3 protein-coding genes and 2 pseudogenes are annotated in these 3,595 nt (G+C 76.4%); 2 read left to right on the plus strand and 3 right to left on the minus strand.

What is annotated here, in order from left to right:
• The 3 genes and pseudogenes from DY240_RS03165 to DY240_RS03175 all read right to left on the minus strand — a co-directional run.
• A pseudogene (locus DY240_RS03165) lies at nucleotides 1-291 on the minus strand (hypothetical protein); the annotation flags it as partial.
• 98 nt (nucleotides 292-389) lie between these two features.
• The gene (locus tag DY240_RS03170; RefSeq protein ID WP_119658517.1) at nucleotides 390-1,586 is read right to left on the minus strand and encodes a sensor histidine kinase; all 1,197 of its coding nucleotides are present in this window, start codon (nucleotides 1,584-1,586) and stop codon (nucleotides 390-392) included.
• Nucleotides 1,583-2,284 (minus strand): response regulator transcription factor, encoded by a 702-nt coding sequence (locus DY240_RS03175; RefSeq protein ID WP_119658518.1) that lies wholly within the window; start codon nucleotides 2,282-2,284, stop codon nucleotides 1,583-1,585. The genes DY240_RS03170 and DY240_RS03175 overlap by 4 nt, the downstream gene beginning before the upstream one ends.
• 113 nt (nucleotides 2,285-2,397) lie before the next feature.
• Between DY240_RS03175 and DY240_RS03180 the strand changes: the two genes are divergently transcribed.
• Both DY240_RS03180 and DY240_RS03185 read left to right on the plus strand, forming a co-directional pair.
• Nucleotides 2,398-3,048 carry a TIGR04282 family arsenosugar biosynthesis glycosyltransferase gene (locus tag DY240_RS03180; RefSeq protein WP_119658519.1) on the plus strand — a complete coding sequence of 217 codons (651 nt, stop codon included), beginning with the start codon at nucleotides 2,398-2,400 and terminating at the stop codon, nucleotides 3,046-3,048.
• Nucleotides 3,045-3,595 (plus strand): annotated as a pseudogene (locus DY240_RS03185) (molybdopterin-dependent oxidoreductase); the annotation flags it as partial. The gene DY240_RS03180 and the pseudogene DY240_RS03185, both read left to right, overlap by 4 nt.

Consider the following 3,595-nt stretch of genomic DNA (forward strand, 5'->3'; position numbering starts at 1 on the left):
CGCGCCGAGCACCCGCCGCCACGGCCACCGCGCCGCGAGGCCCGGCAGCACCAGCACGGCCGCAGCGCCGACGGCGACCGGCAGCGCCAGCCGCCAGGCCGGCGCGAGCTCCCAGCGGCCGTACAACGGGATCGCACCCAGGTGCAGCTCGTCAGCCGGCAGGGCCAGGCCCCAGATCCAGGCGGTCACCAGCAGCAGGACCCAGCCGCCCAGCGCCCAGGCGACCGCGCGGCGCGGCGCCGGCCCGGTCGTCGCCGCCCGGGTGGCCGCGAGCGCCGCGGACACCGTCACGCCGGGAGCCGGACGGTGAACCGGCAGCCGCGCTCGTGGTTGGCGACCTCGACGGAACCGGCGTGCGCCTCGACCAGGCCGCGCGCGATGGCCNACCGTCACGCCGGGAGCCGGACGGTGAACCGGCAGCCGCGCTCGTGGTTGGCGACCTCGACGGAACCGGCGTGCGCCTCGACCAGGCCGCGCGCGATGGCCAGGCCCAGCCCGCCGCCTCCGGCGTCGCGGCCGCGCGCGGCGTCGCCGCGGAAGGCGACGTCGAAGACGCGGTCCAGGTCGGGTTCCGGGATGCCGCCGCACTCGTCGATGACCTGCAGCACGGCCCCGCCGGCGTCGCGGCCGGACCGGACGACCACCCGGCCGCCGGCCGGCGTGTGCCGGATCGCGTTGTCGAGGAGGTTGTTCAGGGCGCGGGTGAACTCGCGGGCGGACACCTCGGTGGCGGGCAGGTCGTCGAGCTCCTCGACCAGCCGCACACCCTTGACCGAGGCGTGCGAGGCCGCACCGGCCAGCGACTCGGCGACGGCGTCGCCGATCGAGACCAGCTCCGGCCCGAGCCGCACGGCGCCGCTGTTGATCCGCGACAGCTCGAACAGGTCGTCGACCAGGGCCGTCAGCCGCTCGGCGTCGCCGCGGATCTGCCGGTGGTAGCGCTGGACCGTGGCGGCGTCGTCGGCCACCTCGTCGTCGAGCGCCTCCGCCATCGCGCGGATGGTCGCCAGCGGGCTGCGCAGGTCGTGCGACACCCAGGCGATCAGCTCGCGCCGCGACGCCTCCAGCGCACGCTCGCGCCGGCGCGACTCGTCCAGCCGGGCGGACACGTCGGCGAGCTCGGCCGCGAGCGCCGCGAGCTCGCCGGGCCCGGTGACCGCCGCCGGACCGTCGCCACCGTCGACCATCGTGCGCGCGAGGTGCCCGACCTGCCTCGCCCCCGTGCCGATGTCGTCGCCGAGCTGCAGCGCCGCGCCCACCGCCATGGCGGTCGCGACCGCGACGACGACGAACAGCGCCATGAGGTCGTGCGTCGAGATGAACATCGCCAGAGCCGCGGCCACGACGCCGGCCACCGTCATGAGCAGGGACGACACCGCGACGACGAGTACCTGGGTGCGCACCGGGCGGCCGCGGAACCGGCGCAGGACGGTGGCGCCGGCGAGGAACGCCGCGCCGGAGGCGAGCGCCGTCACCGCCACGAGGACCGCGGTGTCGCGGGTCGGGATGCCGGCGGAGGCGGCGATGACGCCGGCGACGACGAGGCCGGTCGCCAGGACCGAGACGGTGGTGGCCTGCCGCGTCATGGCTGGAACCGGTAGCCGACGCCGCGGACGGTGAGCAGGTGCCGCGGAGCCGAGGCGTCGTCCTCGATCTTCTCCCGCAGCCGCCGCAGGTGCACCGTCACGGTGGAGGTGTCGCCGAATCGCCAGCCCCACACGGCCTCGAGCAGCTCCTCGCGGCGGTAGGCGACGCCCGGGTGCGTCATGAAGTGCACGAGCAGATCGAACTCCTTGGTCGTGAGGGCCACCAGCTCGCCGTACCGGCGCACCTGATGGGCGACGAGGTCGACCTCGCAGCCGGCGCCGGTCAGCCGTCGCGCCGCCGTCGACGGCGTGACGTTCCCGGCCGCCGCCCGGCGCAGCACCGCCTTGACCCTGGCGGACAGCTCACGCGGTGAGAACGGCTTGGTGACGTAGTCGTCGGCGCCGATCTCGAGGCCGGCGATGCGGTCGTTCTCCTCGCCGAGCGCGGTGAGCATCACCACCGGGATGGGCGCGACGCGGCGCAAGCGGCGGCACAGCTCGAGGCCGTCGAGGCCGGGCAGCATGAGGTCGAGCACGATGAGGTCGGGCAGGGTGTCGAGCGCCTTCGCGAGGCCGGCGGTGCCGTCGGCGGCGTAGTCGACCTCGAAGCCGTCGCGGCGCAGGTACCGCCCGACCACCTCGGACAGCGCCGGGTCGTCGTCCACCACCAGCACGCGCTGGGCCGGTCCGGGATCCATGGCTCCACCATGCCACCGCCGGTGACCGCTTCGCCCCAGGTCGGGCGGGTACGGCGGCAGAGTTTCGCGGCTTGTAAGAATCACGGTGGCCGGCCGACCCTACGGTCGAGATCATGGCTGCCATCCAGGTGCTCGTGGTCGCGAAGGAGCCGGTGCCCGGCCGCGTGAAGACCCGGCTCTGCCCGCCGCTGGACCCCGTCGAGGCCGCCCGTGTCGCCGAGGCGGCCCTCGCCGACACGCTCGACGCCGTCGCCCGGTGCGGCGCCGACCGGCGCATCCTCGTCCTCGACGGCCGGCCCGGATCGTGGCTGTCGCCCGGCTTCGAGGTCGTGCCGCAGGCGCCCGGGCCGCTCGGTGCCCGGCTGGCGGCCGCGTGGCGCCACGCCGGTGGCCCGGCCGTGCAGCTCGGCATGGACACCCCGCAGGTGACGCCGTCGCTGCTCGACGACGCCCTCGACCTGCTGACCGGCGACGGCGGCCGCGCGGACCGGGCGCTGCTCGGGCCGGCCGAGGACGGCGGCTGGTGGGCGCTGGGGCTGCGTCGGTGGCGGCGCGGCGTCTTCGACGGGGTGCCCATGAGCACGGCGCACACGGCGGCCCGGCAGGCCGACCGGCTGCGGTCGCTGGGCCTGGCGGTGACGCCGTTGCCGGTGCTGCGCGACATCGACACGGCGGCCGACGCGGTGGCGGTGGCGGCCGCGGTCCCGGGCTCCCGGACCGCCGGCGTGGTGCGCTCGGTGCTCGCGGGGGCGGGGCTCCGGTGAAGCCGCTGCGCGCCTTGGGCGTGGCCCGTGACGAGGCGCTGCGGCGGCCGGTGCACGATGCGCGCACGGCCGCGATCCTCGGCATCGCGCTCGGCGCGTGCGTCCTGGTGTGCTTCATCACCGGCCTCTACTCGCACCTGCAGCAGCACCCGGTGGACTGGCTGCCCGTCCCGCCGCGGCCGGCCTCGCTCTATCGGGTGACGCAGGGCCTGCACGTGGCGACCGGATTCGCCGCGGTGCCGCTGCTGCTGGCGAAGCTGTGGTCGGTGTACCCGCGGCTGTTCCGCCGGCCGCCCGTGACCGGGGCGGCGCACGCCGCCGAGCGGCTCATGCTCGTGCCGCTGGTCTGCGGCGCCGTGTTCCAGCTCTTCTCCGGCGTCGCCAACGTGTCGCGGTGGTACCCCTGGGGGTTCTACTTCCCGGCCGCGCACTACTGGGTCGCGTGGATCACCGTCGGCGCGCTGGTGGCGCACGTCGGTGCGAAGGCGGCGGTCGCGCGGGCGGCGCTGCGGCGGCCCGGCCACCCGGTGGCGGCGGCCGCCCCGGG

The organism is Jiangella rhizosphaerae (assembly GCF_003579925.1).
Taxonomy (GTDB): Bacteria; Actinomycetota; Actinomycetes; order Jiangellales; family Jiangellaceae; genus Jiangella; species Jiangella rhizosphaerae.